This is a genomic window from Phenylobacterium sp., from assembly GCF_036264965.1.
Classification (GTDB): Bacteria; Pseudomonadota; Alphaproteobacteria; order Caulobacterales; family Caulobacteraceae; genus Phenylobacterium.
This window is the reverse complement of the sequence record NZ_DATAPY010000134.1, coordinates 1-26,569: the sequence shown is the minus strand read 5'-3', so window position 1 is coordinate 26,569 and position 26,569 is coordinate 1. Positions and strand designations below refer to the sequence as shown.

Below are 26,569 nucleotides of genomic sequence, written 5' to 3'. Positions count from 1 at the left end.
ATGGTTCCCAGCCAGCCGCCGCCCCACACCCAGTGGGCGATCGGGCAGTAGACCAGCAGCAGCCAGGCGCCCATGAAGGCGAGGAAGGCGGTGAACTTCATGCGATCGGCCAAGGCCCCGGCGATCAGGGCCGGGGTGATGATCGCGAAGGTCATCTGGAAGAACATGTAGACGGACTCAGGGATCGTCGCGGCCAGCGTGCTGGTCGAGTTGAGCCCCATCGGTCCGAGCAGCAGGTACTTCACCCCGCCGATGAGGGCGTTGTTCTTGCCCCCGTCGGTGAAGGCGATGGAGTAGCCGATGATCATCCAAAGCACGGTGATCAGGGCGGTCGCCGCGAAGCTCTGGGCCAGGGTGGCCAGGATGTTCTTCTTGCGCACCATGCCGGCGTAGAAGAGCGCCAGGCCCGGGATGGTCATCATCAGGACCAGCACCGAGGAGGTGAGCATCCAGGCGGTGTCGCCGGTGTCGATCTTCGGCGCGGCCGGCGCCGCGGCGGGAACGGCGGCCGGAGCTGCTGCAGCGGCAGGCGCTGCTGCGGCGGCGTCAGGCGCAGCGGGAGCTGCTGCGGCGGCTGCCGGCGCGGCCGGCGCGGGCGTGGTCTGTGCGATCGCGGAGCCGGCGAACGGACCCCCGATCACGGCGGCGGCGAGCGCGAGCCCTGCCAGCCTTTTCAATCCGATAAGCTTCATGGCTGTCATGTCCCCTTGATTTTTTGACCGCTAGAGCGCCGCGGCGCCGGTTTCGCCGGTCCGGATGCGCACGGCGTCCTCGACATTGAGGACGAAGATCTTGCCGTCGCCGATTTTGCCCGTGGCCGCGGCGGCCTTGACCGCCTCGACCGCCTTGCCGACGGCGGCGTCGTCGACGACCGCCTCCAGTTTCACCTTGGGCAGGAAATTCACCTGGTACTCAGCGCCCCGGTAAATCTCGGTCTGCCCCTTTTGCCGGCCGTAGCCTTTGACTTCCGAAACCGTCAGGCCCTCGACACCGGCGCCGACGAGCGCTTCGCGCACGTCGTCCAGCTTGAAGGGTTTGACGATCGCCATGATCAGTTTCATCCGCTCGCTCCCGCGCGGTCCTTGAGGCTGGACCGGCCGTCTATGTTGACTTGGCGCCGCTGCGAATTGTCCCCATCCCCGTCTCGCAGCGGTCGGCAGACGCTATCGGCGCGGGACCGGGGCGCGGCCGCATGGGGTGGGGAAGCTGGGCAAGAAGGCGGCGGGCGCCCGATTCCTGAGCGCCCCAGGCGGCGGGCGCCCAGAGTTTGGGCGATTGAGCCGTCCAGCGGGTTCGTTTTAAGGTGATGACGCCGTCTTCACGAACGCGTGACCTGGAAACCTAGCCTCCGACACGCGTAGGACACGGCGAACCCACATGGTACGTGCGCGTTCCCAAGACCAGTTTGAATTCAGACCGAGGACCTGATGCCGATCCATCGTTTGCTGACCGCGGCCGCGGCCGTTACCCTGCTCGCCGGGGCCGCCATGGCCCAGACCCCGGCGCCTGCCGCGCCGCCCGCCGCCCCGTCAGCGGCAGTTGCGAAACTGATCCCGACCGGCGACCTCAGCACGACGCTGCGGGCCTCGCCCAATTTCACGGTCTTCGTGAAGGCGCTGGACGCCACCAACCTGTCGAGCCTGTTGAAGTCGAGCCCCGGCCTGACGGTGTTCGCGCCGACCGACGCGGCCTTCCCGCAGTCGAAGCTGGACAGCCTGATGGCCGACAAGCCGGGCCTGCAGAAGTTCCTGCTGCACTACATCATTAACGCCAAGATCGACTCGTCGAAGATCAAGGGCGCGCACGGCGGCCTGCCGAGCGGAGCGGGCGATAAGATCGTCGTCGACGGCACCGCCGCGGACGGCACGCTGAAGGCCGACAACGCCACCATCATCCAGGCCGACGTGATGGCCTCGAACGGCATCATCCACGTGATCGACGCCCTGATGGTCGCGGGCTCGGTGCCCGAGACCCTGCCGGAGCCGCCGCCGGAAGCTGCGCCGGCGACCGCGCCGGAGCCCACCCCCGCGGCGAAGCCCCCCGCGAAGAAGAAGAAATGAACCTTCACCGGCGTGGGGCTTTCTAGTTGCTGACGAAGGCAACCGGAGACCACGCCATGAAGATCGCCACCCTGATCACTGCCGTCGCCGCGACCGCCCTCATCGGCGGCGCGGCGTACGCGCAGCAGAGCACGACCACCACCACAACGGCTGCGCCCCCTGCGCCCTCCGCGACGGGCGCTGCGGTTTCGACCTCGGTGACCACCACGGACCCGGCGACGGGCGCCTCGGTGACCAACACGCTGACCACCAACGGCCCGGTCCCCGACACCAAGGAAAACCGCGCCAAGTACGGCCAGCCCATGTCGCAGGCCGGCAAGCGCACCCCGGCCAAGGGTAACTAGGCCAAACACTGTCGATTTCCGCCCCTTAGGGCGGGTTGAAGCCGAGGTCGGCGGGCCCTATGGTCCGCCGACTTTTTTTGCGCCTGCGAACAAGCCTCAACCAGCCCAGCCCCATGCCCGACAAGCCACTTTCGTTTCAGGACCTGATCCTGAAGCTGCACGAATATTGGGGCGCGCAAGGCTGCGTGATCCTGCAGCCGCACGACATCGAGGTCGGCGCCGGAACCCTGCATCCGGCGACGGTGCTGCGGGCTCTGGGCCCCAAGCCCTGGCGGGCGGCCTATGTGCAGCCCTCGCGCCGCCCGGCCGACGGCCGCTATGGCGAGAACCCCAACCGACTGCAGCACTATTACCAGTACCAGGTGATCCTGAAACCGAACCCGGAGAACCTGCAGGACCTCTACCTGGGCAGTCTGAACGCCATCGGCCTCGACACCCGTCTGCACGACATCCGCTTCGTCGAGGATGACTGGGAGAACCCGACCGTCGGCGCCTGGGGCCTCGGCTGGGAGGTCTGGTGCGACGGGATGGAGGTGACGCAGTACACCTACTTCCAGCAGGTGGGCGGCCTGGACGTGTGGCCGGTGGCCGGCGAGCTGACCTATGGTCTGGAGCGCCTGGCCATGTATCTGCAGGGCGTCGACCACTTCACGCAGCTGGCCTTCAACGACCCTGACGGGCCGGCGCCCATGACCTATGGCGACGTCTTCCTGGAGAACGAGCGCCAGCAGTCGGAGGCCAATTTCCACGGCTATGACGTCGACATGCTGAAGCGCGAGTTCGAGGACATGGAGGCCGAGGTTCCACGCCTGCTGGCGCTCAAGGGGCCGCAGGGCCAGGCGATCGTGCTGCCGGCCTACGACCATGTGCTCAAGGCCAGCCACCTGTTTAACAAGATGGATTCGCGCGGCGCCATCGCCGTCGCCGAGCGCCAGAGCTACATCGGCCGCATCCGCGACCTGACCAAGATGTGCGCCGAAGCCTGGGTCGCCAACGAAGGCGGGAACGGCTGACCATGCCGCAGCTGTTGCTTGAACTGTTCTCCGAAGAGATCCCTGCGCGCATGCAGGCGAATGCGGCGCGTGACCTAGAGCGGATGGCCCGTGAAAAGCTGGCGGCCGAAGGGCTGTTGCCCGAAGCGCTGAAGACCTTCGCCGGCCCACGGCGGCTGACCCTGATCGCCGAAGGCCTGCCGGCCGCCCAGAGCGATCGGCATGAGGAACGCAAAGGCCCCCGCGTGGGCTCGCCCGACCAGGCCATCGAGGGCTTCCTGCGCTCCACGGGCCTGACGCGCGACCAGTTGACCGAGCGCGACGGCGTCTATTTCGCCCACCTGCACAAGGCCGGACGTCCGACCGCCGAGATCGTGGCCGAGATGGTCGACGACATCGTGCGGAACTTCCCCTGGCCGAAGTCGATGACCTGGGGCCGCGGCACGCTGAAGTGGGTGCGGCCGCTGAAGCGCATCCTCTGCGTTTTCGACGGCGAGGTCGTGCCGTTCTCCATCGATGGCCTCGACAGCGGCGACGCCACCGAGGGCCATCGGTTCATGGGCGACGCCCAGCCGTTCCGGGCCCGCGACTTCGACCAGTACGCCGATGGCCTGGCGCGCCATTTCGTGGTCCTCGACCCCGAGGAGCGCAAAGAGCGGATCATGGATGCGGCGCGCACCCTCTGCTTCGCGCGAAACCTTGAGCTGGTGGAAGACGAGGGCCTGCTGGACGAGGTCGCCGGCCTCGCCGAGTGGCCGACGCCGATCCTGGGCGACATGGACCCGGATTTCCTCGACCTGCCGCGGGAGGTGATCCGCACCTCCATGCGCACGCACCAGAAGTATTTCGCGGTGCGCGACCCCAAGTCGGGGTTCCTCGCGCCGCATTTCGTGACCGTCGCCAACATCGAGGCGCCGGATGGCGGCAAGGCGATCGCGGCCGGCAACGCCAAGGTGCTGTCGGCCCGCCTCTCCGACGCGCGGTTCTTCTGGGACGAAGACCTGAAGGTCCGCCTGGAGGATCGCCTGGAGAAACTGAAGGGCGTCACCTTCCACGCCAAGCTCGGGACCATGTTCGAGCGGGTGGAGCGGATCGCCGCCCTGGCCGGCGAACTGGCGGCCTATGCCGGGGCGGACAAGGCGCTGGCCGAGCAGGCCGCGCGGCTCTGCAAGTCGGATCTGGTCAGCGGCATGGTGGGCGAGTTCCCCGAGCTGCAGGGGATCATGGGCGGTTATTACGCGGAGAAGGAGGGCCTCGATCCGGAGGTCGCCGACGCCATCCGCAGCCACTATCGCCCGCAGGGTCCGACCGACGACGTGCCGGTACAGGCCATCGCGGCGACCGTGGCGCTCGCCGACAAGCTCGACACCCTGGTCAGCTTCTTCGCCATCGACGAGAAGCCCACCGGCAGCCGCGACCCCTATGCCCTGCGTCGTGCCGCCCTGGGCGTGATCCGCATTCTGTTGGCGACGCGGGCGCGTCTGCCACTGCGCAAGTTCGCCAGCGACGACCTCATCGCCTTCTTCGCCGATCGCCTGAAGGTGCTCCTGCGCGAGCAGCGCGAACGGCACGACCTCGTCGACGCGGTGTTCGCGCTCGGCGACGACGATATCGTGCGGATCGTTTCCAAGGTGAACGCGCTTTCCGGTTTCCTCGGGACCGAGGACGGCAAGAACCTGCTGGCCGGCTACAAGCGCGCGGTGAATATCCTCAAGGCCGAAGAGAAGAAGGGCGCGCTGCCGAGCGGTGAGCCCAACGCCTCGGCGCCGGGCGAGGAGGGCGCGCTGACCAACGCCGTCGGCCATATGGAGGTCGAGGTCGGCAAGGCGTTGGACAAGGAAGACTACGCCGCCGCCATGCGCGAGCTCGCCCTGTTGCGCGAGCCGGTGGACGCCTTCTTTGACAAGGTCTTAGTGAACTCCGATGTACCTGCGGAACGGGAAAACCGGCTCCGGCTTCTGATCAAGGTGCGCGACGCGATGGGCCGCGTGGCGGACTTCGGCCAGATCACCGGCTAACGACGAGGGACTTTATCCATGGCGGCCGAGACGATGACCAAGACGCGCTGGGTCTACGCCTTTGGCGGCGGGCGCGCGGACGGCGACGCCTCGATGAAGAACCTGCTGGGCGGCAAGGGCGCGAACCTAGCCGAGATGTCGTCGCTGGGCCTGCCGGTGCCGCCGGGGTTCACGATCACCACCGAGGCCTGCGTCCACTACTACGCCAACGACAAGCGCTATCCGGCCGAACTCGAAGCCGAGGTGGCGACGGCGCTGAAGATCGTCGAGCAGCAGACCGGCAAGGTGTTCGGCGACCCGGCCAATCCGCTGCTGGTCTCCGTGCGCTCCGGCGCGCGGGCCTCGATGCCCGGCATGATGGACACGGTGCTGAACCTCGGCCTCAACGACCAGACGGTCGAGGGCCTGGCCAAGCTGGCCGGCGACCGGCGCTTCGCCTTCGACAGCTACCGCCGTTTCATCCAGATGTACTCGAACGTGGTCCTCGACCTGGATCATCATATGTTCGAGGAAATCCTTGATGAGCATAAGGAAAGGCTCGACGTCACCGTCGACACCGCGCTTTCCGCCGACGACTGGGAGGCCGTGGTCCGCGACTACAAGAAGGCCGTCGAGGGCGAGCTCGGCGAAGCCTTCCCGCAGGACCCGCAGGCCCAGCTCTGGGGCGCGGTCGGCGCGGTCTTCGCCAGCTGGATGAACGACCGGGCGAAATTCTATCGCCGGATGCACGACATCCCGGAAAGCTGGGGCACGGCGGTCAACGTCCAGTCGATGGTGTTCGGCAACATGGGCGAGACCTCGGCCACGGGCGTCGCCTTCACCCGCAATCCGTCCACCGGCGAGAACCGGCTCTACGGTGAGTTCCTGATCAACGCCCAGGGCGAGGACGTGGTGGCCGGCATCCGCACGCCCCAGGCGCTGACCAAGATCGCCCGTGAGGAAATGGGCGAGAAGAACCCCTCCATGGAAGAGGCGCTGCCGGAGGTGTTCGTCCAGTTCAAATCGGTCGTCGAGAAGCTCGAGACCCACTACCGCGACATGCAGGACATCGAGTTCACGGTCGAAAAAGGCCGGCTCTACATGCTGCAGACGCGCAATGGCAAGCGCACCGCCAAGGCCGCGCTGAAGGTCGCCGTCGACCTGGCGTCCGAGGGCCTGATCACCCGCGAAGAGGCGGTGATGCGGGTCGAGCCCGCGAGCCTCGACCAGCTGCTGCACCCGACCATCGACCCGACCTCCAACCGCGACGTGATCGCTACCGGCCTGCCGGCCTCGCCCGGTGCGGCCACCGGCAAGATCGTGTTCACCGCGGCGGAGGCTGAACTGCAGGGCGGTTCGGTCGGCGCGGTGATTCTGGTGCGCGAGGAGACCTCGCCGGAGGACATCCGCGGCATGGACGCCGCGCGCGGCATCGTCACGGCGCGCGGCGGCATGACGAGCCACGCGGCCGTGGTGGCCCGCGGCATGGGCCGCCCTTGCGTCTCCGGCGCCGGCGAGATCCACATCGACCACAAGGCCGGCGAGCTGCGCACCCGCGGCCGGGTGTTCCGCGCCGGCGACATCATCACCATCGACGGCTCGACCGGCGAAGTGCTGTCGGGCGCGGTGAAGATGATCGAGCCGGAGCTTAGCGGCGACTTCGCGACCCTGATGGAATGGGCCGACGGCGTGCGTCGCCTGAAGGTCCGGGCCAACGCCGAGACCGCGGTCGACGCCAAGACCGCGCGGCAGTTCGGCGCCGAGGGCATCGGCCTTTGCCGCACCGAGCACATGTTCTTCGACCCGGCGCGGATCGCCGCGGTGCGCGAGATGATCCTGGCCGATGACGAGGCCGGCCGCCGGCTGGCCCTGGCCAAGATCCTGCCCATGCAGCGCGACGACTTCGTCGAGCTGTTCGGGATCATGGAAGGCCTGCCGGTCACCATCCGCCTGCTCGACCCGCCGCTGCACGAGTTCCTTCCGCATACCGAGGAAGATGTCGCCGCAGTCGCCGAGGCCACCGGGCTCGACGCCGCGAAGTTGATGCGCCGGGCGCAGGAGCTGCACGAGGTGAACCCGATGCTGGGCCACCGCGGCTGCCGCCTCGGCGTTTCCTATCCCGAGATCTACGAGATGCAGGTGCGCGCGATCATCGAGGCGGCTTGCGAAGTGGCCGCCGCCGGCCGCCCCGCGCCGATCCCGGAGATCATGCACCCGCTGGTCGCCAAGGGCGAGGAGATGAAGTTCCTCCGTACCCTGACGGATCGCATCGCCAAGAAGGTGATCGCCGAGAAGGGCCGCGAGATCGAATACCTCGTGGGCACTATGGTCGAGCTGCCGCGCGCGGCGATCCGCGCCGGCGACCTGGCCGAAAACGCCGAGTTCTTCTCCTTCGGCACCAACGACCTGACCCAGACCACCTTCGGCATCAGCCGCGACGATTCGGGCCGGTTCCTGAACGCCTATATCGACAAGGGCATCTTCGAGAAGGACCCCTTCGTCAGCCTCGACCAGGAGGGCGTCGGCGACCTGATCCGCATCGCCGCCGAGCGCGGCCGGGCGGTGAAACCCAATATCAAGCTCGGCATCTGCGGCGAGCATGGCGGCGACCCGGCCTCGATCCAGTTCTGCGAGAGCGTCGGCCTGGACTACGTCTCCTGCTCGGCCTACCGCGTGCCCATCGCCCGCCTGGCCGCGGCGCAGGCCGCCATCGGTGAGCGCGAAAAGGACCGCTAGCTAGATTCCCGCTCATCCCGGCGAAGGCCGGGACGAGGTGAAGTTGGTGGGGCCCTCTAACGCCCGGCGTGCTGGCCGATCCAGGCGTCGACCTGCGGCAGGCGACGGATCTGGATGTCGGCGTTGTTGCGGATCCGCGCCAGCGCCACCTGCACCTCGCCCTGGGCGTCTGGCGGGATGTTCTTGGCGGCGAAGGCGCGCAGTTCTTCGGCCAGTTTGAGATCGTTCGAGCCCTCGGCCACGCGCGGCACGAAGGTCTGGCGGCCAAGCGTGTCCAGGGTCCGCGTGATCGCCGGCAGGTTGGCCAGGGTGAAACGCCAGGCGAGCTGCGGATGGAGCGCGGCCACCTCGCGCACCAGGGCCGGGGCCAGGTTGCTGGGCGCTTCGTCGGTGATCGACAGCTGAAGCACCTGCTCGGCCAGGGCCTCGTCCTCCACCGCCGCCAGATCGACGTAGAGATCGTTGCGCTCCAAAGGGTCCTTGGCAGCGAGGGCAAGGGCTCGGATCTGCTGGAAGGTCTGGGGGTCCGCGGTGCGCGCCGCGCCCACCAGCACCCACCGCCGCTCGTCCGCCGAGAGTCTCAACAGGTCGGTGTGGGAGGCCTCGAAGCGCCGGTGCGCCTCGGCCGCCACCTTCGGGTCGCCGAGCTGGCTCAGGGCCAGCAGCAGGGTCTCCCGCAACAGGGCGTCGGCGACGGACTCTCCGGGCCGCGCGTCGAAGCCGACGCGGGTAAGGGCCGGGGCCAGCACGCTGGAGGCCCAGGCGCGATAGGCGGCGCGGCGCGGACCGGCGGCGTAGTAACCGTCGAGGCCAGCCAGGGTGCGCGCCTGGCCGCGCCAGACCACCGCATCGGCGGCGCCGGGCAGGGCGGCGGTGAGCCGCAGATAGTTGCCGATGGGCGCCTGGCCGGCCATGCCCAGCGCCAGGCCGTCCTGCAGCAGGCCCAGCTGGTCGGCGGCGCTCACGCGGCCAAATGCATCGGCCAGCGGGGCGAAGGATGGGCCGTCGTAGATCACCCGGTAGTAGCCGAGCTGTCCCGCGTTGACGATGTCGCCGACCGAGCCGGCTTGCGGCGACGTGCGCGAGATGAACCGCTCTTTGGCGGGGCCGCCGCTCGCCGGCTGCAGCCGGATCGGCGCGCGCCAGGACAGGACCCGGGCGTCCATCGCCGCGAGGTCCATGCGGCTGGCGGCGATATTCACGCCCTGGACGATCACATCGTCGGTGAGCCGGGTTTCGGTGAGGGTCACGCCCGCCGAGCTGGAGGCCACATGCACCAGGGGCACGCCGGGCTGGGCGGTGAAGTCGCGGGCGACTTGCGAGACCGGCTTGCCGGCCGCCGCGTCGATAGCGCGCCACAGGTCCTCGCTGGTGGCGTTGCCGTAGGCGTGCTCGGCCAGATAGGCGCGCACGCCGGCCCGCCAGGCGTCGGGCCCGGCATAGGCTTCCAGCATGCGGATCACCGCCTCGCCCTTCTTATAGGTGATGGCGTCGAAGGCCTGTTCGGCCTGGGCCACGGTCGCCACCCGCTGCACGATCGGGTGAGTGCCGGTGCGCGAGTCCAGCAGCATGGCCTCGTCCTTGTCGCCGAGCGCGGTCAGCAGGGAGCGCCATTCCGGATGGAAGTGGTCGGTGGCCTTGGTGGCCATCCACGAGGCGAAGCCTTCGTTGAGCCACAGGTCATCCCACCAGGCCATGGTGACGAGGTCGCCGGACCACAGGTGAGCCATCTCGTGGGCGATGACGCGGTAGACGACCTCGCGGTCGCCGGCGCTGGAGAGCCGGGGATCGAAGACGACGTTGGTCTGGGAGAACAGGATCGCGCCCCAGTTCTCCATCGAGCCCGAGACGTCCCCCGGCGCGGCCACCAGGTCGAGCTTGGGCAGCGGGTACTTCTGGCCGAAGTAGTCGTTGTAGAACGGCAGGAGCTGGGCGGCGGTGTCGAGCGCATAGGTCGCCTGGGCGGTCTGGCCCTTGCGGACCACGACGCTGACCTTGATCCCGTCGACGTCGCGGCTGATCCGCTCCATGTCGCCGACGCCGAAGAACAGCAGATAGCTGCTCATCTTGGGCGTGGGCTGGAAGGAGACTTTTTTCAGGCCGTCGCCCGCGGGCTCGCTCGACGCTTCCGGCATGTTGGAGATCGCCATCTGGCTCCGCGGGACCACCGCGCGCAGGGTGAAGATCGCCTTCTTCGAAGGCTCGTCGAAGACCGGCAGGAACCGGCGCGCATCGGCCGGCTCGAACTGGGTGGTGAGCATGCGCCCGCCCGCATAGTCCACGTGGAAGAAGCCGGTCGCGCTGGCGGCGATCTTGCCGGAATAGTCGAGGGTCAGGACGTGGCGGCCGGGCGTCAGCGCATGGCCAGTCGCGAAGGCGGCGGTCTGGGTCTTGGAGTCGACGGCGGTCGTGGCGAGCGCGCCATCGATCTGCGCCTTGTCGATGGCGAGGTTGAGCGCGTTCAGCACCACCCGGTCGGTCCCGCGGCTGACGTCGATGGCGATGGTCTCATGGCCGGTGAAGATCAGCTTCTCAGGGTCCGGCGCGACGGTCAGGTCATAGCTCACCGGCTCGACGCCCGTCGGCAGCTGGGTCGGAACCGCGTTGGCGGCGAAGGCCGGCGCGGCGGCGAGCGCAGCCAGGAGGATGAGCAGGCGGCGCACGGCGCCTACCAGCTCCAGCCCTTGGCCGAGGCGCGGCAGCCACCGTCCTTCCAGCCTTTCCAGCCGCGGCCGCGCACCACGCGCCCGGCCGGTGCGCCCGTGGCCTCGCTGTCCTTCAGCACCTGCTGGCCGTTGACCCAGACGTCGGTGACGCCGGTGGCGTACTGCTGCGGCTTCACGAAGGTGGCGTGGTCGGTGACGGTCGCCGGATCGAACACCACCACGTCGGCGAAATAGCCGGTCTTCAACATGCCGCGATCGTGCAGGCCGAGATTGTGCGCCGGCAACGCGGCCAGGCGCCGCACGGCCTCGGGCAGGCTCAGCAGCTTCTCGTCGCGCGAATACTTGCCCAGCACGCGCACGAAGTTGCCGTAAGCGCGCGGGTGGGTGGACGACAGCAGGAAGACGCCCTCGGGCGCCTGGGCCGAGGCGTCGGAGCCGAAGCTGACCCAGGGCAGGGTCATCTGCTTGGCGACATTGGCCTCGTTCATCGAGGAATAGACCACCTGGATGCGGGTCCCATCGGCGATGATCAGATCGATGATGGTGTCCTCGGGGCTCGTGCCGCGTTCCTTGGCGACCTCGGCCAAGGTCTTGCCGGTGAGCGGCTTGAGAGCGGGGTTCTTGAAGCCGACCAGGAGCGTGCCTTCCGCGCCGCCGGCCTGACGGAAGGAATTCTCCCAATCCTTCGGGTGCTCCTCGCGCATCTCGGCGATCACCTTGGCGCGGGTGGCTGGGTCCTTCAGCCGTGCGATCCAGGCCTCAAGGCCGCCGGCCTGCACCCAGGTGGGCATGGCGGCGTCGAAGCCCGTGGACGAGGCCGCGTAAGTGTACATGTCGGCAGTGATCCGCTGGCCGCGCGCGCGGGCCGCCTCGATCCTGGCGATGAATTCGTCTTCCTTGGCCCAGTTGCCCTTGCCGGCGGTCTTCATGTGGAAGACCTCGGCCGGCGTCCCCGAGCGGCGCGAGATCTCGATCAGCTCGTCGGTGGCTTCGAAGAGATGGTCGCCCTCGGAACGCATGTGGCTGATGTAGATGCCGCCACAGCGGCCGGCCTCGGCGACGAGGGCGGCCAGTTCGTCGGTCTTGGCGAAGGTCGAGGGCGCGTAGATCAGCGCCGAGCCGACGTCCATGGCGCCGTCCTCCATGGCCTGGTCGACCAGCTTTTTCATCTGGGCCAGCTGTTCCGGCGAGGGTTGCACGTCGTCCTCGCCCAGGACATTCACCCGGATCGTGCCGGCCCCGACGAAGGAGGCGACATTGAGCGCGACGCCGCGCCGGGTCAGCGCCTCGAGGCCGCCGTCCAGGGTGGTCCAGGTGACCGGATATTTGACGTCGTGCTCGCGCTGCTCAGCCAGCTTGGCCATCTTCGGCGTCAGCGGTCCGATGGAGGAGCCTTCGCCCATCACTTCCAGCGTCACGCCCTGGCGCAGCTCCGACATGCCGCGCCCGTCGGCGATCAGGCTGTCCTCGGAGTGGGAGAGCATGTTGATGAAGCCGGGCGCCACGGCCTTGCCATGGGCGTCGATCTCGCGCTTGCCGTGGCCCGAGGCGTGCGGGCCGACGTAGGCGATGCGGTCGCCCCTGATCGCCACGTCGCCGCGGGCCGGCTGGCCGCCGGAGCCGTCGAGGATCTCGCCGCCGCGGATGACGACGTCGTAGCCGGGCGCTCTGGCTGCGCCGAGGCTGAGCGCAGCGGCCAGGACGGCCAGCGACGCAGTGGCGTAGGACTTCATAGGCGACTCCCCAGCTTTTCACTGGAGACTAGCGCGGTTTCTTCGTCCGTGTGCATCGGGGCCTGACAAGCGTCGCAATCTCTGGCCTCCTCGTCGCAACAGGAAACGGGGGAGCCGCAATGGCCCAGGGATTCGATCCGGCCGCCGCCACGGCCGCCTATCTCGCCACGTTGCCGCCGGAGGTTCACGCCAAGGCCACAGCCTACACCCAAGGCGGTCATTGTCTTTTGCTCTGGGGGACCCTGGTCTCCATCCTGGTGTCCTGGATCGTCATCAGGAGCGGAGTGCTGGTGCGCGCCCGCGCCGGCGTCGAGGCGAAGAAGCCGCGTCCCTGGCTCGCCGTGGCGGTCGTGGTGGTGGTCGACTCGATCATCGAGGGCCTGCTGTCCACGCCCTGGGACGCCTATGCCCACTGGTGGCGGGAGAAGAGTTATGGCCTGACCAGTCGGGCTTTCGGCGGCTGGTTCGGCGAGCACCTCCTCCTGATGGGCTTTGGCCTCATCCAGGGACTGATCCTGTTCTCGCTGCTCTACTGGGCGATCCGGCGGTTCCCGAAGACCTGGTGGCTGTGGAGCTCGGTGGGCGTGGTGTTCGCCTTCCTGGGTTTGTTCATCCTGCAGCTCACCGTGCTGGAGCCGCTGCTCAACAGCTACAAGCCGGCGCCGCCAGGCCCGGTCCGCGACACGGTCGTGGCCATGGCCAACCAGGTGGGCGTGCCGTCGGGCAAGATCCTGATCTACGACGGCTCCAAACAGTCCAACCGCTACACCGCCAACGCTGGCGGGTTCCTAGGTTTCGGACGCATCGCCATGAGCGACGTAATGTTCAAGAAGGACGCCGACCTGGCCGAGGTGAAGGGAGTGGTGGGCCACGAGATGGGCCACTATGTGCACGGCCACGTGCCGCTGGGAGCCCTTGAGTTCGGACTCGTGGCGCTGGCCGGCTTCTTCCTGCTGGACCGGATGTTCCCCTGGGCGGCGCGGCTGCTCGGCGCCAAGGGCGTGACCGGGCTGTCCGACCCGGCGGGCCTGCCGGTGGTGGCCGTGATCTTCGCCGTGTTGGCGCTGCTGGCGACGCCGCTGATCAACTCGATGTCCCGCTACACCGAGGCCGACGCCGACCATTTCAGTGTCGTGCATTTCAACGAGCCGGACGGCCTGGCCAAGGCGCTGGTCAAGACCATCGAATACAGGGCCGACAGCCCATCGGCCCTGGAGGAGTTCATCTTCTACGACCACCCCTCGGTCGGCCGGCGCGTGCGCGCGATGATGGACTGGAAGGCGGCGCATCCAAAGGATGCGACAACCGCTTCCCCGACGAAAGCCGGCGCCTAAGCTGAGCCGGAAGCCCCGCATTGAGTTGGCTCCCGATCCGCCCGATGGGCCCCGGCTTTGGCTGCTTCGCGCCGCCCTGCGGGTCGCCGGGATGAGCGGAGAGGTCAGCGCTTTCTGACGAACACCGTCCCGGCGGAGTAGCCGGCGCCGAAGGAGCAGATCAGGCCGGTCTCGCCGGGGACGAAGTCGTCGTTGGCGCGGTGGAAGGCGATGATCGAGCCGGCCGAAGAGGTGTTGGCGAACTCGTCGAGGATGATGACGTTCTCGCTGGGCGTGGGCTCACGGCCCAGCACGCGTTTGCCGATCATCTCGTTCATGTTGATGTTGGCTTGGTGCAGCCACATCCGCTTCAGGCCATGTGGGTCGACCCCGATGTCCTGCGCGTGCTCGACAATCATGTCGGAGACCATCGGCACCACCTCGCGGAACACCTTGCGGCCCTCCTGGACGAACAGCTTGTCGGCGTTTCCGACGCCGTCCGGCGCGGCGCGGTTCAGGAAGCCGAAGTTGTTGCGGATGTTGTTGGAGAACTGGGTCTTCAGCCGCGTGCCAAGGATGTCCCACCCGCCGGTGGCTTGAGCCTCGTCCTCGACAATCACGGCGGTGGCCACGTCGCCGAAGATGAAGTGGCTGTCGCGGTCGCGGAAGTTCAGGTGGCCAGAACAGATCTCCGGATTGACCATCAGAACCGCCTTGGCCGAACCGGAAGCCACGAAGTCGGCGGCGGTCTTGATGCCGAAGGTGGCTGAAGAGCAGGCGACGTTCATATCGAAGGCGAAGCCCTCAATGCCCAGCGCCTGCTGCACCTCGATGGCCATGGCCGGATAGGCGCGTTGCATGTTCGACGCCGCGCAGATCACCGCGGCGATATCGCTGGCCGGCTTGCCCCAGCGTTCGATCGCCTGTCTGGCCGCCTCGACCGCCATCTCGGCCAGCACCGACAGCTCCTCGTTGGAGCGTTCGGGAATGTTCGGACGCATGACGTCGGGGTCGACCAGGCCGGTCTTGTCGACCACGTAGCGGGCCTTGATGCCCGAGGCCTTTTCGATGAACTCGACCGATGAGGGCGTGAGCGCCGCGACGTCGCCGGCCTCTATGGCCGCCGCGTTGGCGGCGTTGAACCGCTCAACATAGGCGTTGAAGGTTTCCACCAGCTCGGCGTTCGAGAGGCTGTAGGGCGGCGTGTAGAGGCCGGTGGCGGCGATCACGGCTTGCGGCAAAGGACGTCTCCAGCGGCGAAGGGCGGAGTGATAGCACGCCCCGGCCGCCCGGGGTCTAGTTGCCCGCGAAGCACATACGGCGTTCGCCATATCAATAAGGCCGAACCGACAATCGCGGGCCGCGTTTGGAGCCGAACCCCACGCGGGTTGGGCTGTTCGTGTGACTTGTAAGGACGATTTGAGATGAAAGCTTTGATCACCGCCGCTTCGGCCCTGGCGCTGTGCGCCCTCATTCCGGAGGTCGCCTCAGCCCAGGCCGGCGCGGCCCCTGCGACCGTCATTAGCGGCCTGACCTACTACGGAACGCTTGGCTATGACGACACCTCGCTCAGCCACATCAATCTCGGCTCGATCCAGGCGCGGCTCGGCGCCCGCTATGGCCAATACTTTGGCGCCGAAGTCGAAGGCGCCTGGGGCGTGGCCGGCGACAAGATCAGCGTCGCGGGCGCCCCTGACGTCAAGATGAAGCAGGATAGCCAGGAGGCGATCTACGGCGTGGGTTTCCTGCCGATCTCGCCCAATATCGATCTGCTGGCGCGCGTCGGCTACGGCCACACATCCGGAACCGGCCCGGTCGCGGGCGTCACGCCAGGCCTGAAAGGCGACTCCTGGAACTTCGGCGTCGGCGGCCAGTACAGCTTCGACGGCAAGAACGGGGTGCGCCTCGATTACACCCGCGAAGACTTCCAGAACCGCGGCGTTGAGGACGCCAATGTCTGGTCTATCGCCTACGTCCGCAAGTTCTAGGGAAGCGACGATCAGCACAGACTGTGTCGGAGGGCCCTTTCACCTTGCCGTGGGCGAGGTGGGAGGGCTTTTCCTTGACCGGAACGGCTGGTCACCCCAGCTTCCCGGCGCATGAACGCCGCCGCCCTGATTCAACTCGCCATATCGGCCGGCGCTGTCGCCGCCATGGTTGGGCTGGCCGCCTTCGCAACCCGCGGCCGGCGCGCGCCGCCTCTGGATGAAGCTACGGCGCGTCGCTGGTTGGCCGATGAGTTTCCCGGCGTGACGATCGACCGCCTGTGGATCGGCGCGGACGGGTGCGGCGCCTTGGCCCGTTCGGGCGAGGCGGCCCTGGTTCTGTCGCGCATGGGCGATGGCTATTTCGCCCGGAAGATCGCCTGGACCGCCGCGGCTCACGCGCCGGTCAAGGACGGACGCCTCAGCCTGCCCCTGGCCGAATTCGCCGCGCCCAGGGCCGTGCTGGCGCTGAAGGCCTGGCCCCCGAAGGACGGGGCGGCATGAAGATCCCCACCGATCCGGTCACCCTGGCCACCCCGTTGTTCATCCTCACAGTGATCGGCGAGATCGTCCTGGCGCGTTTCGGCAAGGTGAAGGCGCATTACGAGACCCGTGACACCGCCACCTCGTTGACCATGGGCCTGTTCTCGACCCTGTCGGGCCTGCCGTTCGCCGGCGTCAGCTTCGCGGGGGCGATGTGGCTCTACCACCACCGGCTGTTCAACATCCCGATGACCGCCGCCTGGGCCTGGGTGCTGGTCTTCTTCGCCGAGGACCTGACGTACTACCTGTTCCACCGCTGGAGCCACGAGCGGCGCATCTGGTGGGCGGCGCACGTCAACCACCACTCCTCGCAGCACTACAACCTCTCGACGGCGCTTCGGCAGACCTGGACGGGCGGCGTGGCCGGGACTTGGGCGCTGTGGCTGCCGTTGTCGTTCCTGGGATTCCCGCCGGCCATGGTGGCCATCGAGAAGGGGATCAGCCTCGTCTACCAGTACTGGATCCACACCGAGGCGATCGGGCGGATGCCGCGGTGGTTCGAGGCGGTGTTCAACACGCCCAGCCATCACCGGGTCCACCACGCGCGCAACCCGTGCTACCTGGACAGCAACTACGCCGGCATCCTGATCATCTGGGACCGGATGTTCGGCACCTTCCAGCCGGAGCTGGACGATGAGGCGCCGCGCTACGGCCTGGTCCACAACCTGGGGGCCTTCAACCCGCTGCGCGTGGCCTTCCACGAGTGGGTCGCCATCGGCGCCGACCTGATCCGCCAGCCGCAACACGCGCTGGGCTGGCTGTTCGGCCCGCCTGGCTGGAGCCCCGACGGCAGCCGCGATACCTCGGCGAGCCTCAAGGCCGCGTGGGCGGCATGCCAGGCGCAGGCGGAGCGTGAGGCGGCCTAGCGGAAGAACCGCAGTTTCGGAGAAGCGCCGGCGCGAGGCGAAGACTAGGAACGGACCTGAGAAAACGGAGGTCCCTTTGAACAGCTTGATACGTCAAGGCCATCGCTGGCTGTCCGTCGCTTTCACGGTGGGTGTGGTCATAAACTTCGTCGTCTATTCGGTGCGGGGAAAGGATCACCCGCCGGCCTTCTGGGTGAACCTGCTGGCGCTGATCCCGGTTTTCCTGCTGCTGTTCAGCGGCCTGTACCTGTTCGTGCTGCCCTACATCGCCAGACGAGGACGCGCAAAGGCGTGAGGGCGTTCACTCCCGCAGCAGCGGCAGACTGAGGCCTGAGACCGGCCGCGCGCTCAGGATCTCGCGGCGGAAGCGGTAGAGTTCGGCGGGGCGGCCGCCGGTCTCGACGTCCATGCGGCCGAGGCCCTCGACCAGGTCGGCGCGCTCCAGGGCGCGGCGGAAGTTCTGCTTGTGCAGGGGCACGCCGGCGATGGCCTCGACCGCGCGCTGCAGGGCCGAGAGGGTGAAGGCCTCGGGCATCAGCTCGAAGACCACCGGGCGGTACTTGAGCTTGCCGCGCAGGCGGGAGACGGCGGTGGCCAGAATGCGCCGGTGATCCGACAGCATGGGTTCGCCCAGGGCCGCGGCCAGCGGCGCGGGCAGGGCGCCTTGCGCCTCGCCGCGGTCGCGGGCCGCCTCACGCGCCAGGCCGGCCTCGTAGAGCAGCTCATAGCGCTCCAGCACCCGCTCCTCGTTCCAGGGCGCGCCGTCGAGCGCGAAGGCCAGGCGGGCGCGGGCCAGTCGGCGGCCGTCGCCGCCGGCCCAGCGGCGCAGGGCGTGCTCGATCAGGGTCAGAGCCTCCGGCCGGCCTTCGCGCCAGTCCTCATAGGGAAAGAACCGCGTCCAGGGCCGCCATTCGGAGCCCGGCGCGTGGGTGTCGACGGCGGCGGTGGCGAGCGCCAGGTAACCCACCGAGATCACCCGGGCGTGGTCGCCGCTCGCGTCGCTCATCGGGCCCATGTCGGCCAGGGGCGCGTCGCGGCCCTTGTCGCCGAAGGTGTAGAGTTGCTCAACATAGCCCAGGGTGAAACGTGTCTGCTCGGTCACGAAGGCGCGCATGGCCAGCTCGAACGTGCGGTGGCCCTTGGGGTCAAAGGGGCCGAAGGGCAGGCCCTCCGCGCTGGCGCCCGGCGGGCGCACGGTCAGCACGACGGCGTCGTCCGCCTGGATGGCCACGACCACTGCCGATAGGCCGATGATCACCGCGCTGTCGGGGGCGATGCTCATTCGGTGTCGAAGGCGCCGGCGCCCGACGTATAGCCCGCGGCGTCGGACAGCACGTGGAACCGTTCCACATAGCGCGCCTGGGCCGCAGCCGGCGGCAAGGGGTCGATGATCAGGCTGTAGCCTCGCGGCGGGGCGTCGAAGAAGGCGAGGGACTCCTCGTGGGTGAAGCCCGCGAGTTGGGTCGCCTCGAAGAAGGCGCAGGCGCGGTCGGCGCGCTTGATCAGTTTCTTGATCTCCGCGGGCGTCTTGGCCGGCAGGCCGAAGCGCGTGTGGATGGCGTTCTCCAGCCGCTCCTCGAAGTCCTTGTAGTTCACGCCCAGCGCGGCCTTGAACGGCGAGATCATGTCCCCGATCACATACTCCGAGGCGTCATGCAGCAGGGCGGCCAGCCGCCAGCGCGGGGAGATGCCCGGCTGGATATGGGCGACAATCTCTTCGACCACCACCGAGTGCTGGGCGACCGAGAAGGCGTGCTGACCCAGGGTCTGGCCGTTCCAGCGGGCGACGCGGGCCAGGCCGTGGGCGATGTCCTCGATCTCGATATCCATGGGCGAGGGGTCGAGCAGGTCCAGCCGGCGGCCCGACAACATTCGTTGCCAGGCGCGGGGTTCCGGTTCTGAACGACGCAGCCCTTTCCTCACCGAAGCGTTCCCTCCACAGTCAAGCCAGTCACTGGCAAGGTCGTGACCTGACCCATGGCCTGGGAAAGATCAATCCGACGCTACGCGCTAGGGCGTCGAAGTTCACGTACGAGGAGCCGAAACGATGAGCTGGGCTCGGATCATGGCGCCACTATCCGGCGGAGCGGGCGACGCGGCCGCGGTGGCCGCCGCCGTCATGCTGGCCGAGCCTTTCCAGGCCGAGATGGCGGGCGTCTACACGCCGGCCGATGTGGCCGACGTCATGCCCTGGATGGGCGAGGGGTTCCTGGGCGGCGTGCAGACCACCGCGCTGGAGTCCCTGAAGGAAGCCGCCCAGGCCGGTGAGGCGAACGCGCGCGCCGCCATGGCGAAAGTCAGCTACGCCAAGAGCCGCTTTGTCGCCTTGCAGACCCCGGTCTGGGCCGGGCTTTCGGCCGAGAGCCGGCTTTCCGACGTCGTGGTGTTCACCTCGGACCCCGCACGGGGCCGTGGGCCCCTGGCCGAAGCCTTCCAGCAGATGCTGGCCGACGAACAGCGGCCGGTGTTGATCGCCCGAGACGGCCTGAAGATGGGCGGAACCGTCGCCGTGGCCTGGGATGGCGGCAAGGAAGCCAGCCGCGCGGCCCGCCTGGCGCTGCCCATGCTCGAGAAAGCGGCCAAGGTGGTGATCCTGGCCGCGCCCAAGGCCAGCTCGCGCAGTTTCGACGCCGGCCGGCTGAAATCCTACTATGCGGCCCGCGGCGTCGACGCTGCGGTCGACATCCTGCCCGACAGCGGAGACGCCGCGCCGCTGCTGCTCTACGCCGCGAAGAAAGCCGGAGCCGATATCCTGGTGGCCGGCGCCTTTGGCCACCCGCGACTTCAGGAGTTCATATTCGGCGGCACAACGCGCAGTCTGTTGAACTCCGACGAGCCTTCGCTGTTCTTATCTCACTAGCTCTCCAAGAGGACGTCCAATGACCCTGTCGCGCATCGTCATGCGGCTTGCCCGTAACCCTGGCACCGAGTTCTCCGGTGGCGACGATCATCGGGGCTATGCGCTGACCGCGCCCCTGACCGACGACGGCCATCTGGACGATGCGGCCTATGCCAAGACGAAGGACGCCTGCACCGTGCGCCGCTTCGCCCCCGACGAGGATCCGATGGACGGGCGGCTGATGAAGCGCGGCCAGCGCTGGTTCTTTGACTATGACGACGGCGACGTCGCCGACGACGAACAGCCGTTCCGCCTGGGCGAGCACCGCTTCGCAGTCGGCGAATACGTCAGCGTCACCGACGAGGACGGCCGGCCGCTGACCTATAAGGTCGTCGAGGTGCAGCCGGCGGCCTAGACCCCGCCGTTTTCGCGGACCAGACGCTTGACGTCCTCGGAAACATTGCGCCGATGGCCGTCGTGGACCTTGAAGACGGCGACGGTAATCGGGCCGGCCTTGGGCCCGCCGGCTTCGTAGCCAACCGTCTTCCAGCCGTCCTTCAGGTTGTCCTTGGCCAGGACATAGGTGGCGCGGAAGCCGCGCCGTTGCGGCGACAGGGCCTCGCCGCGCAGGCGCACGTCGCGGGCCACCCGCACGGTCGCCCCGTCCTCGCCGGCGTCGACGTGGACCATCCCGACGTTGACCTTGGCGTTGTCGTCATCGGCGCTGATGTGGATGCCCGGAAGGTTGATGTCCGCGTGATCGCCGTGATCGTCGCCTGCCGTGACCCCGATCTTGCCGTCGGTGTCGCCATCGTGGTCGCGATCCCGCTTCGCGTCGCGCATCTGGCTGACCGCATCCTCCGCAGCCTGCTTGGCGGCCTTGGCGGCGTCGGCGGCCGTGGCGCTGGAGGCCTTGGCGACGTTCTCTGCGGCCTTGGCTTCGGTGGCCTTGGCGGCTTCCTGTGCGGTCGGCACCTCGGTCTGCAGTTCCTGCTCGATGGGCTGCAGCGCGGCTTCGTAGGTAGTCGAGACCGGGATCAGGCGCAGCGACACCTGATCGCCTTCGCTGGTGACGTAGGTGCAGGTCTTCTTGTCGGGCGTGCTCCCGGTGAGCTTCAGGTCGCCGCGGTCGCTCGGGCAGTCGAGCGCCACGCGCGCCGCCACGGGCGTCCGTGGCGCGCAGGCCGCCACGCCAAGAGTGAGGCCGCAGGCCGAGAGGAGAAGCAGCGACTTCATAAAAGGGCTCCAGTCCGTTCCCGTTGGAATCTGACCGGAGCCCTTTCAAAAGGCGAGTGAATTCGACGTAACGCCCGTTACCCCGGGTTACAGTCTATTGCCCGGGACGCGAGCCCGCGCCTTCGCGCCGCGCCAGGAACGCCAGGCGTTCGAAGAGGTGCACGTCCTGCTCGTTCTTCAGGAGGGCGCCGTGCAGCGGCGGGATCAGCTTGGTGGGATCGCGCTCCTTCAGAGCGTCAGCGTCGATGTCCTCGACCATCAGCAGCTTCAGCCAGTCGAGCAACTCGGACGTCGAGGGCTTCTTCTTCAACCCCGGGACCTTGCGCATATCGTAGAAGATGCGCAGCGCCTCGGCGACCAGCTTCTGCTTGATATTCGGATAGTGCACCTCGACGATCTCGTTCATCGTCTCGGCCTCCGGGAAGCGGATGTAGTGGAAGAAGCAACGGCGCAGGAAGGCGTCGGGCAGCTCTTTCTCGTTGTTCGAGGTGATGATCACGATCGGGCGGACCTTGGCCTTGATCGTCTCGTCGGTCTCGTAAACGTAGAACTCCATCCGATCGAGTTCCTGCAGGAGGTCGTTCGGGAACTCGATGTCGGCCTTGTCGATCTCGTCGATCAGCAGGACAGGGCGCTTCTCCGCGGTGAACGCCTCCCAGAGCTTGCCCTTCTTGATGTAGTTCCTGACGTCCTTGACCCGCTCGTCGCCGAGCTGGCTGTCGCGCAGGCGGGTGACGGCGTCATACTCATAGAGGCCCTGCTGGGCCTTGGTCGTCGACTTGATGTGCCAGGTGATCAGGTTGGCGCCCAGCGCATTGGCGATCTCGTAGGCCAGCACCGTCTTGCCCGTGCCGGGCTCGCCCTTGATCAGCAACGGACGCTCCAGCGCCACGGCGGCGTTGACCGCCACCTTCAGGTCGTCGGTGGCTATGTAGTTCTCGGTGCCTTCGAAACGCTGGCTCATGGGGATCCCCGCGGTGGGCGTAGACGCCCAAGTTCGAACAGTTGTTTGTCTGCCGCAGCCTAAAGCCACGCGCGCGGCTTGCAAGCGGCTTTGCCCACAGACGCCTGCGACCCAAGCGCCGCCTGCGGGCCTCCGTTGTCGGGGCGCCAGATTCGGCGCTAGGTGAAGGTCGCAAGGAGGCGCCGCCGCTTTGAATCTCGCCATCCTCCAGGCCCGGATGAGCTCGTCGCGCCTGCCCGGCAAGGTGATGGCGCCGGTGCTGGGCGAACCGATGATCGGCCGGCAGGTGGAGCGGCTGCGCTGCTCCAACCGCATCGACGAGCTGATGGTGGCGACCAGCACCGATCCTTCCGACGACCCCTTGGCGGCCTATTGCGGGGTCCTCGGCGTGGAGGTCTTCCGCGGTCCGTTGGACGACGTTCTGGAGCGCTACCGCGCCGCCCTGGCGCGGCGTCCGCAGGCGGCGACGGTCGTGCGCCTGACCGCCGACTGCCCGTTGACAGATCCGGAGCTGATCGACCAGTTGATCGATCACCACCGCGACGTAGGCGCCGATTACACCTCGAACACGCTGGGAACGCGGACCTATCCCCATGGCTTGGACGCCGAGGTGATCCGCGCCGGCGCCCTGGTCGACGCCGCAGAGCGCGCCGACGACCCCTACGAACGCGAACATGTGACGCCTTACATCTACCGTCGGCCGGACGATTTCCGGCTGGCGGGCATTCAGCGCCACGAGTCGCTGGCCCAGTTGCGCTGGACCGTGGACGTGCCGACCGACCTGGTGTTCGTCCGCGACGTCTACGCCAAGCTCTATCCGCTCAAACCGGCCTTCACGACCGAGGACGTGGCGCGCTTGTCGCCGAACAGCGCCCCGGCGGTCACATGATCCTGCGCCGAGCCACCGCGGCCGATGCGCTGGACGTGCTGGCCTGGCGCAACGACCCACAGACGCGCGCCATGTCGCGCAGCCACGAGCCGATCGACGAGGCCGCGCACGGTGTCTGGTTCGCCAAGATGCTCGCCGACCCGAAGGTCATGCTGCTGATCGGCGAGACCGGGGCCGAGAAGCTGGGCATGGTGCGCTTCGACCACCTCGAGCCCACCGAGGTCTCTATCAACATCAATCCGGCGCACCGCGGCCACGGCCACGGCCATGCCCTGCTCAGCCAGGCCTTGGCGCAGGTCGATGGCGATGTCGCCGCGCTGGTGCAGGACGACAATCTGGCGAGCCGGCGGCTATTCGAACGGGCCGGGTTCGTGCTGCAAAGCCGGGCTGGCGGTCTGCGCCGCTACATCCGAACGGCTTAGCGCTCCGGCTTAGCTCGGACTTCGCCGCCGCGCCCGGTCTCCGAATAGCCCATGGACTGCAGATCGGCATCGGAAACGTCAGATGCTTGGAAGTCGGTGACATCGTCTTCGCCGCCTTCGACGGTGTCGGCGTCGCCCACCTGATCCAACCCTTCGATGTCACGCGCGCTCAAGCGGTCCTCGTTGTAACCGTCGTCGGGACCTTGGCCATCGAGGTCATCCTCGCGCTCCTCGGTGGCGGCGTGGAGGTCGAGTTCGCGGTCCTCCTCCGTGTCAGCGTCGCCGAAAGCGCCTTCGTCGAACTCGTCGGAATCGAGGGCTACAGCCTCGTCGTCGTCGCGGTCGCCGTCGGCCTGGGTCAGCTCGAGAAGGTCGGGCAATTCCTCGAAGGTCCGCCGTTCGCCGCGCTCGGCGGCCAGATCGAGGTTGTCTTCGTCGAAGACCTCGGAGCCGTCCTGCGGATCGGTGTCGCCGAAGGCGTCGGGCGGGTCGGGCATGGCGAGGCTCCTGGCACGCAGCGCCGCCGCGGCGCCGTCGGAGGATCAACCCCGATGCGGGCTCAGTGTTCCGCCACGAAGACGGCCAGCGCGTCGGCGACCTCGGCCATCACCGGCGCCCACCGGCCGAAGCCCGGGGGCAGGAAAACGCGGGTCTTGGGGTACCACGGATAGGCGGTTTGCTGTCCGAGACGGGGCCAGGCGCCGGGCGTGGAGATCAGGAAGGCCGGAGCGCCGCAGGCGCCGGCGATGTTCAGGGTGGCGTTGGAGAAGCCGACGATCAGGTCCATGGCGCAGCAGAGCGCCGCCACATCGTCCAGGTCCTGCTTCAGGTCGATCCCCGGCGGGGACCAGATCTCGACGCCGTAGTCGCGCCTGGCGGCCTCGATCTCCGGGGCGCAGTCGCCGTACTGCAGGTTGACGAAGGTCACGCCCTTCTGCGCCAGCACCGGCGCCCAGGTCTCGAAGGGCGAGAAGTAGCGATGGCGCGAGTCCCTGCTGACCGCGCTCTTCCAGAGGAGGCCGACCTTCAGGCCCGCCGGCGCGGCCTTGAGCGCCTTTTTCCAATGGGCGACGCGCTTCGGGTCGGCGGCCAGATAGCTCTCACGGGTCGGATAGGCGGTCACGGTGCGACGAAATTCGCGCATCAGAGACCCGATCGGCGTCCAGAGGTCGGCCGTGGCGCCCTCCTGCAGAGCCGGGACGACCCGCGTCAGGCGCCCGCCGACCACATAGGTGGCATGGGCGCTGACCTGCGCCTGCGGGAAGGCGCGCTGGAACATGGAGACCAGGCGGATCTCGACCGAGAGGATCAGCCGGCCTTCAGGGCCCAGTTCTTCGATGACGTCGGGCAGGACGTTGCCGAACAGCACCTCGTCGCCGAGGCCCTGCTCGCCGACAATCAGTAGGGTCTTGCCGGTCAGGTCGGCGCCGGGCGCCCAGCGGGGCAGGCTGACGGCGAAGTCGGTGCGGTCGTTGAACTGCGGGTTGAGGCGCGCCTCATAGTCGTCCCAGCCTTCGCCGGTGCGGCCAAGGTTGAGCAGGATCGTTGAGCGCGACAGGCGCATCATCTGGCGCTCGTCCTCGGCCAGGACGCCGCTCATCGCAGCCTCGCAATCCTCCAGCGCGCCGGCCGCGTCGCCCAAGAGCAGCTTGGCGTTGCCGCGGTTGTAGCGGGCTTTGGGGAAGGTCGGGTCCAGCCGCAGTGCTTCCTCGAAGAAGACCAGCGCGCTGGTGAAGTCGCCCTGGTCGGAGACCACCGTTCCCATGGTATTCCACAGCATGGCGATCTCCGGAGACTTGGTGATCGCCGGGCGCAGGATCTCGATCGCTTCGTCGTGGCGGCCCTGGTCGCGGATTGAACAGGCCAGGTTGTTGGAGCCTTCCGGATGGTTCGGGTAGCGCTCCAGGAAGAAGCGGAACAGAGCCTCCGACTGCGGCTTCATGCCCAGGCGGAAGGCCAGGCGGCCGAGGTCGTTGGCGACCTCGCCATGGTCGGGCAGCAGCTTCAGCGCCGCCTCATAGGCGTTGATCGAATTGGGGAAGTCGCCCGCCCGCTCCAGGGCGATGCCCAGGAGATACCAGCCGAACCCGCTGTGTTCGTCCTGTTCCAAGGCCTTGATGGCCCAATTGCAAGCGCCCCTGGCGTCCTCGGCGCGAATGGCGTCGACGGCCCGCTGCAGCATGGGCGCGGCGGCCATTGTCCGCAGCTCGGTGACGGCGCTGTTGAGCTTGGCCAGCGCGTCGTTGGAGCCGGCCTGGCCCATGGCGTCGACGGTGAGCCGCGCAGGTGTCGGCGCGGCGGCCAGCAGGGCGTAGGCCGAAGTGGCGCTTGGCGGGGCCTGACGCGGCATGGATGGGAGTCTCCGGCGAATGGACGACTCCTCGGCGAACATGGCTAACGGGAGCTTAAGGCTGCCGGTGAATTGATGAACATCGGCCGCCGGACGTGCGAATTGAGGCTCTGCAATGGGCCGTTAACCCGGCGCTGCCTAAGTGTTTCGTGCGCGCGGCCCGGCAGAAAGCGACTATGGGTCATTCGAATCGAAGACGCGGATTCGTAATGCGCTGGGATCGGGAGGCGGGCCTTGCCGCTAAAATTGTCGCTGAAGCCGGGTGAGAAGTTCGTCCTGAACGGGGCCGTGGTGCAGAACGGGGATCGCCGTGGCGTCCTTGTCCTGCAGAACAAGGCTTCCGTCCTTCGCGAGAAGGACATCATGCAGGAAGAGGAAGTGAACACCCCGGCGCGGCACATCTATTTCCCGGTGATGATGATGTACCTCGATGAGCCGGGGGCCGACAAATACTACGACGAATTCGTCCGCCGCATGACCGAGTTCATGAACGTGATCGGCAATCCCGCGGTCCTCACCGAGTGCGTGGAGATCTCGCGGAACTGCATGGAGCGCGAGTACTACAAGGCTCTGATGCGCTGTCGGAAATTGATGGAATACGAAGAGGAGCGGCTCGGGAATGTCCCTTCGAGCG

Annotated in this window: 26 protein-coding genes; 15 read left to right on the top strand and 11 right to left on the bottom strand. The window is 67.8% G+C overall.

Annotated elements, in window-relative coordinates; all coding sequences use genetic code 11:
• Both VHS75_RS17985 and VHS75_RS17980 read right to left on the bottom strand, forming a co-directional pair.
• The coding region (locus VHS75_RS17985) for an ammonium transporter (RefSeq protein WP_414694360.1) at positions 1-692 on the bottom strand (692 nt) is incomplete at its 3' end.
• 30 nt (positions 693-722) lie between these two features.
• On the bottom strand, positions 723-1,061 hold the full coding sequence (locus tag VHS75_RS17980) for a P-II family nitrogen regulator (RefSeq protein ID WP_293372711.1): 339 nt from the start codon (positions 1,059-1,061) through the stop codon (positions 723-725).
• A 366-nt stretch (positions 1,062-1,427) separates the two neighbouring features.
• Here VHS75_RS17980 and VHS75_RS17975 point away from each other — a divergent pair, with 366 nt between their 5' ends.
• The 5 genes from VHS75_RS17975 to ppdK all read left to right on the top strand — a co-directional run bounded on the left by VHS75_RS17975 (position 1,428) and on the right by ppdK (position 8,129).
• Positions 1,428-2,060 carry a fasciclin domain-containing protein gene (locus VHS75_RS17975; RefSeq protein ID WP_329639990.1) on the top strand — a complete coding sequence of 211 codons (633 nt, stop codon included), beginning with the start codon at positions 1,428-1,430 and terminating at the stop codon, positions 2,058-2,060.
• Positions 2,061-2,116: 56 nt separating this feature from the next.
• Positions 2,117-2,404, top strand: a complete 288-nt coding sequence (locus VHS75_RS17970; RefSeq protein WP_329639989.1) for a hypothetical protein — start codon at positions 2,117-2,119, stop codon at positions 2,402-2,404.
• Between the two features lie 113 nt (positions 2,405-2,517).
• Positions 2,518-3,417: a glycine--tRNA ligase subunit alpha gene (locus VHS75_RS17965; protein WP_329639988.1), complete on the top strand. Its 900-nt coding sequence runs from the start codon at positions 2,518-2,520 to the stop codon at positions 3,415-3,417.
• Between the two features lie 2 nt (positions 3,418-3,419).
• Entirely contained in the window at positions 3,420-5,414 is a 1,995-nt protein-coding gene (glyS, locus tag VHS75_RS17960) for a glycine--tRNA ligase subunit beta (protein WP_329639987.1), read from the top strand.
• Between the two features lie 18 nt (positions 5,415-5,432).
• Positions 5,433-8,129 (top strand): pyruvate, phosphate dikinase, encoded by a 2,697-nt coding sequence (gene ppdK / locus VHS75_RS17955; RefSeq protein ID WP_329639986.1) that lies wholly within the window; start codon positions 5,433-5,435, stop codon positions 8,127-8,129.
• 56 nt (positions 8,130-8,185) lie between these two features.
• Here the strand turns inward: ppdK and VHS75_RS17950 are convergent, their stop codons facing one another.
• Positions 8,186-10,792 (bottom strand): M1 family metallopeptidase, encoded by a 2,607-nt coding sequence (locus VHS75_RS17950; RefSeq protein ID WP_329639985.1) that lies wholly within the window; start codon positions 10,790-10,792, stop codon positions 8,186-8,188.
• A gap of 5 nt (positions 10,793-10,797) precedes the next feature.
• Positions 10,798-12,528, bottom strand: a complete 1,731-nt coding sequence (locus tag VHS75_RS17945) for a D-aminoacylase (RefSeq protein WP_329639984.1) — start codon at positions 12,526-12,528, stop codon at positions 10,798-10,800.
• Positions 12,529-12,647: 119 nt separating this feature from the next.
• Here VHS75_RS17945 and VHS75_RS17940 point away from each other — a divergent pair, with 119 nt between their 5' ends.
• Positions 12,648-13,862: a M48 family metalloprotease gene (locus VHS75_RS17940; RefSeq protein ID WP_329639983.1), complete on the top strand. Its 1,215-nt coding sequence runs from the start codon at positions 12,648-12,650 to the stop codon at positions 13,860-13,862.
• Positions 13,863-13,966: 104 nt separating this feature from the next.
• Here VHS75_RS17940 and VHS75_RS17935 read toward each other — a convergent pair whose 3' ends face one another.
• The gene (locus tag VHS75_RS17935) at positions 13,967-15,082 is read right to left on the bottom strand and encodes a beta-ketoacyl-ACP synthase III (RefSeq protein ID WP_329639982.1); all 1,116 of its coding nucleotides are present in this window, start codon (positions 15,080-15,082) and stop codon (positions 13,967-13,969) included.
• Positions 15,083-15,265: 183 nt separating this feature from the next.
• Here VHS75_RS17935 and VHS75_RS17930 point away from each other — a divergent pair, with 183 nt between their 5' ends.
• The 4 genes from VHS75_RS17930 to VHS75_RS17915 all read left to right on the top strand — a co-directional run bounded on the left by VHS75_RS17930 (position 15,266) and on the right by VHS75_RS17915 (position 17,530).
• On the top strand, positions 15,266-15,829 hold the full coding sequence (locus tag VHS75_RS17930) for a porin family protein (RefSeq protein WP_329639981.1): 564 nt from the start codon (positions 15,266-15,268) through the stop codon (positions 15,827-15,829).
• A gap of 111 nt (positions 15,830-15,940) precedes the next feature.
• Entirely contained in the window at positions 15,941-16,330 is a 390-nt protein-coding gene (locus VHS75_RS17925; protein WP_329639980.1) for a hypothetical protein, read from the top strand.
• Positions 16,327-17,235: a sterol desaturase family protein gene (locus VHS75_RS17920; protein WP_329639979.1), complete on the top strand. Its 909-nt coding sequence runs from the start codon at positions 16,327-16,329 to the stop codon at positions 17,233-17,235. Before VHS75_RS17925 ends, VHS75_RS17920 begins: the two co-directional genes overlap by 4 nt.
• Positions 17,236-17,311: 76 nt before the next feature.
• A complete protein-coding gene (locus tag VHS75_RS17915) occupies positions 17,312-17,530 on the top strand; it encodes a hypothetical protein (protein ID WP_329639978.1) in 219 nt (72 codons plus the stop codon).
• 6 nt (positions 17,531-17,536) lie between these two features.
• Here VHS75_RS17915 and VHS75_RS17910 read toward each other — a convergent pair whose 3' ends face one another.
• Complete coding sequence (locus VHS75_RS17910) at positions 17,537-18,517, bottom strand: NUDIX hydrolase (RefSeq protein WP_329639977.1); 981 nt, start codon at positions 18,515-18,517, stop codon at positions 17,537-17,539.
• Positions 18,514-19,158, bottom strand: a complete 645-nt coding sequence (locus VHS75_RS17905) for an HD family hydrolase (RefSeq protein WP_329639976.1) — start codon at positions 19,156-19,158, stop codon at positions 18,514-18,516. Before VHS75_RS17905 ends, VHS75_RS17910 begins: the two co-directional genes overlap by 4 nt.
• A 124-nt stretch (positions 19,159-19,282) precedes the next feature.
• Here VHS75_RS17905 and VHS75_RS17900 point away from each other — a divergent pair, with 124 nt between their 5' ends.
• Both VHS75_RS17900 and VHS75_RS17895 read left to right on the top strand, forming a co-directional pair.
• Positions 19,283-20,095 carry a universal stress protein gene (locus VHS75_RS17900; protein ID WP_329639975.1) on the top strand — a complete coding sequence of 271 codons (813 nt, stop codon included), beginning with the start codon at positions 19,283-19,285 and terminating at the stop codon, positions 20,093-20,095.
• A gap of 19 nt (positions 20,096-20,114) precedes the next feature.
• A complete protein-coding gene (locus tag VHS75_RS17895; protein ID WP_329639974.1) occupies positions 20,115-20,489 on the top strand; it encodes a hypothetical protein in 375 nt (124 codons plus the stop codon).
• Here VHS75_RS17895 and VHS75_RS17890 read toward each other — a convergent pair.
• Together VHS75_RS17890 and VHS75_RS17885 are read right to left on the bottom strand one after the other, a co-directional pair.
• The gene (locus VHS75_RS17890; protein ID WP_329639973.1) at positions 20,486-21,310 is read right to left on the bottom strand and encodes a hypothetical protein; all 825 of its coding nucleotides are present in this window, start codon (positions 21,308-21,310) and stop codon (positions 20,486-20,488) included. The two genes, VHS75_RS17895 and VHS75_RS17890, sit on opposite strands and share 4 nt — an antisense overlap.
• Before the next feature lie 94 nt (positions 21,311-21,404).
• Positions 21,405-22,274, bottom strand: coding sequence for a MoxR family ATPase (locus tag VHS75_RS17885; RefSeq protein WP_329639972.1), 870 nt, complete (start codon positions 22,272-22,274; stop codon positions 21,405-21,407).
• A 190-nt stretch (positions 22,275-22,464) separates the two neighbouring features.
• Between VHS75_RS17885 and VHS75_RS17880 the strand changes: the two genes are divergently transcribed.
• Positions 22,465-23,163, top strand: coding sequence for a glycosyltransferase family protein (locus VHS75_RS17880; protein ID WP_329639971.1), 699 nt, complete (start codon positions 22,465-22,467; stop codon positions 23,161-23,163).
• Positions 23,160-23,585 carry a GNAT family N-acetyltransferase gene (locus tag VHS75_RS17875; RefSeq protein WP_329639970.1) on the top strand — a complete coding sequence of 142 codons (426 nt, stop codon included), beginning with the start codon at positions 23,160-23,162 and terminating at the stop codon, positions 23,583-23,585. The genes VHS75_RS17880 and VHS75_RS17875 overlap by 4 nt, the downstream gene beginning before the upstream one ends.
• Here the strand turns inward: VHS75_RS17875 and VHS75_RS17870 are convergent.
• Together VHS75_RS17870 and VHS75_RS17865 are read right to left on the bottom strand one after the other, a co-directional pair.
• On the bottom strand, positions 23,582-24,082 hold the full coding sequence (locus VHS75_RS17870; RefSeq protein WP_329639969.1) for a hypothetical protein: 501 nt from the start codon (positions 24,080-24,082) through the stop codon (positions 23,582-23,584). The two genes, VHS75_RS17875 and VHS75_RS17870, sit on opposite strands and share 4 nt — an antisense overlap.
• A gap of 62 nt (positions 24,083-24,144) precedes the next feature.
• A complete protein-coding gene (locus VHS75_RS17865; RefSeq protein WP_329639968.1) occupies positions 24,145-25,935 on the bottom strand; it encodes a tetratricopeptide repeat protein in 1,791 nt (596 codons plus the stop codon).
• 234 nt (positions 25,936-26,169) lie between these two features.
• On the opposite strand from VHS75_RS17865, the gene flbT reads away from it, so the two are divergent.
• Positions 26,170-26,569, top strand: a 400-nt coding sequence (gene flbT / locus VHS75_RS17860; protein ID WP_329639967.1) for a flagellar biosynthesis repressor FlbT, incomplete at its 3' end; no start/stop codon positions are given.

Coding starts and splice junctions, on each gene's coding strand:
- VHS75_RS17980 (WP_293372711.1), bottom strand. CDS start 1,061: ATGAAACTGATCATGGCGATCGTCAAACCCTTCAAGCTGGACGACGTG.
- VHS75_RS17940 (WP_329639983.1), top strand. CDS start 12,648: ATGGCCCAGGGATTCGATCCGGCCGCCGCCACGGCCGCCTATCTCGCC.
- VHS75_RS17895 (WP_329639974.1), top strand. CDS start 20,115: ATGACCCTGTCGCGCATCGTCATGCGGCTTGCCCGTAACCCTGGCACC.
- VHS75_RS17885 (WP_329639972.1), bottom strand. CDS start 22,274: ATGAGCCAGCGTTTCGAAGGCACCGAGAACTACATAGCCACCGACGAC.
- VHS75_RS17965 (WP_329639988.1), top strand. CDS start 2,518: ATGCCCGACAAGCCACTTTCGTTTCAGGACCTGATCCTGAAGCTGCAC.
- VHS75_RS17970 (WP_329639989.1), top strand. CDS start 2,117: ATGAAGATCGCCACCCTGATCACTGCCGTCGCCGCGACCGCCCTCATC.
- VHS75_RS17925 (WP_329639980.1), top strand. CDS start 15,941: ATGAACGCCGCCGCCCTGATTCAACTCGCCATATCGGCCGGCGCTGTC.
- VHS75_RS17975 (WP_329639990.1), top strand. CDS start 1,428: ATGCCGATCCATCGTTTGCTGACCGCGGCCGCGGCCGTTACCCTGCTC.
- VHS75_RS17930 (WP_329639981.1), top strand. CDS start 15,266: ATGAAAGCTTTGATCACCGCCGCTTCGGCCCTGGCGCTGTGCGCCCTC.
- VHS75_RS17865 (WP_329639968.1), bottom strand. CDS start 25,935: ATGCCGCGTCAGGCCCCGCCAAGCGCCACTTCGGCCTACGCCCTGCTG.
- ppdK (WP_329639986.1), top strand. CDS start 5,433: ATGGCGGCCGAGACGATGACCAAGACGCGCTGGGTCTACGCCTTTGGC.
- glyS (WP_329639987.1), top strand. CDS start 3,420: ATGCCGCAGCTGTTGCTTGAACTGTTCTCCGAAGAGATCCCTGCGCGC.
- VHS75_RS17945 (WP_329639984.1), bottom strand. CDS start 12,528: ATGAAGTCCTACGCCACTGCGTCGCTGGCCGTCCTGGCCGCTGCGCTC.
- VHS75_RS17900 (WP_329639975.1), top strand. CDS start 19,283: ATGAGCTGGGCTCGGATCATGGCGCCACTATCCGGCGGAGCGGGCGAC.
- VHS75_RS17870 (WP_329639969.1), bottom strand. CDS start 24,082: ATGCCCGACCCGCCCGACGCCTTCGGCGACACCGATCCGCAGGACGGC.
- VHS75_RS17890 (WP_329639973.1), bottom strand. CDS start 21,310: ATGAAGTCGCTGCTTCTCCTCTCGGCCTGCGGCCTCACTCTTGGCGTG.
- VHS75_RS17875 (WP_329639970.1), top strand. CDS start 23,160: ATGATCCTGCGCCGAGCCACCGCGGCCGATGCGCTGGACGTGCTGGCC.
- VHS75_RS17910 (WP_329639977.1), bottom strand. CDS start 18,517: ATGAGCATCGCCCCCGACAGCGCGGTGATCATCGGCCTATCGGCAGTG.
- VHS75_RS17920 (WP_329639979.1), top strand. CDS start 16,327: ATGAAGATCCCCACCGATCCGGTCACCCTGGCCACCCCGTTGTTCATC.